Genomic DNA, 1,177 nt, shown 5'->3' on the forward strand with positions numbered 1-1,177 from the left:
CTTTTCTTAAGGGGACAGTCTTTGCAATCGGCTCTTGTGGTGAAGTACTGGCGCTGCAGGCTGTCCTGAGCGGAGAACTTGATGGTGCGAAAAGTGGCTTTCTTTCCCTGAGGACAGATCCAGCAGTCTTCATCACTGTCATAGACAAAGTCTTTGGGCCCTCCTTTGTAGGCATCCGATACCGGAATGTAGGCCCGGATGGCTTCTTTTTCCAGAAAGGCATAGTTTTCTCCCGAGCTATAGGCCCCATCGGCCAGCACTGATCTCACGCCAAGGCCCAGGCTCAGGAGCCTTTGACAAGCTGCAGTCACTACTCCTTGCAGGCACTGACTATCTTTCTGGTCAGCCAGCTCTGCCTGGGTATGGACAATGACATGATGGGCGGTATCCACACTGAGTTGGTCAAGGTAGCAGAGCTGGCGTCGTTTGCCAGGCTTTACGGCAATGCGGGCATCAGGGTCCACAGGAGAGTAATGCGTTTGATTGGAAGTAAACTTAGCCTGCTTAAGGCTGCCAGCAGGAGCACCCAGCTGCTTTTGATGGAAGTACTGCTGCCTACTTTCTAGTTCCTTCATCTCTTTCTTTGAGGCAGTGAGGCGCTGCTGCTGAAGGCTGGCCTTATTTTTTTTTGCCCTACGTCTGGCAGTAGTGATAACAGGTCTTGCTTTCAGTAGCTGCTCTTCCAGCTTTTCCTCTGACACCTTTAGCTCCAAAGAGTCCATAGAAGCATTGGCTTTGATCAGGGCAGAATCAATAGCTTGTGTCTTGCCCGCTACCATCCCTGCCTCCACGCATAGCGATAGGATATGGGTAAATACCTTTTCAAACACTTGCCGGGGCAGCAGCTGCCGGGTTCTACAAAGGGTAGAGTGGCAGGGAAGCTCTTCGCCCAGGTTGTAGCCCAAAAAGTAAAGCAGGTCCAGTCGCAGGCTGCACACTTCCAGAAGCTTTCTGTCAGAATCAATGTTCTCCAGATGCTGGATCAGGCAGAGCTTGAAGAAGACAGTAGGATCGATGCTCTTCTGCCCGCAAGAGCCATATAGGGCTTGGTTACCTGGTAGAGATAATCAAGCTCCAGTACCTGCTTAAGCCTTTTGTAGAGGTTGTTCTCTGGAATGTGCTCAGACAAACAAAACTCAAGCACCTTCCTGTCCTGGAATTGATGACGCCCTTGCAT

The 1,177-nt window shown here is 51.0% G+C and carries 1 protein-coding gene and 1 pseudogene; both read right to left on the reverse strand.

Going from position 1 to position 1,177, the window contains the following annotated elements; all coding sequences use genetic code 11:
• The coding region (locus ADICEAN_RS22475; protein WP_316928552.1) for a transposase at positions 1 to 1,016 on the reverse strand (1,016 nt) is incomplete at its 3' end.
• Positions 983 to 1,177, reverse strand: a pseudogene (locus tag ADICEAN_RS23470) (hypothetical protein); the annotation flags it as partial. The gene ADICEAN_RS22475 and the pseudogene ADICEAN_RS23470, both read right to left, overlap by 34 nt.

The organism is Cesiribacter andamanensis AMV16, assembly GCF_000348925.1.
Classification (GTDB): domain Bacteria; phylum Bacteroidota; class Bacteroidia; order Cytophagales; family Cyclobacteriaceae; genus Cesiribacter; species Cesiribacter andamanensis.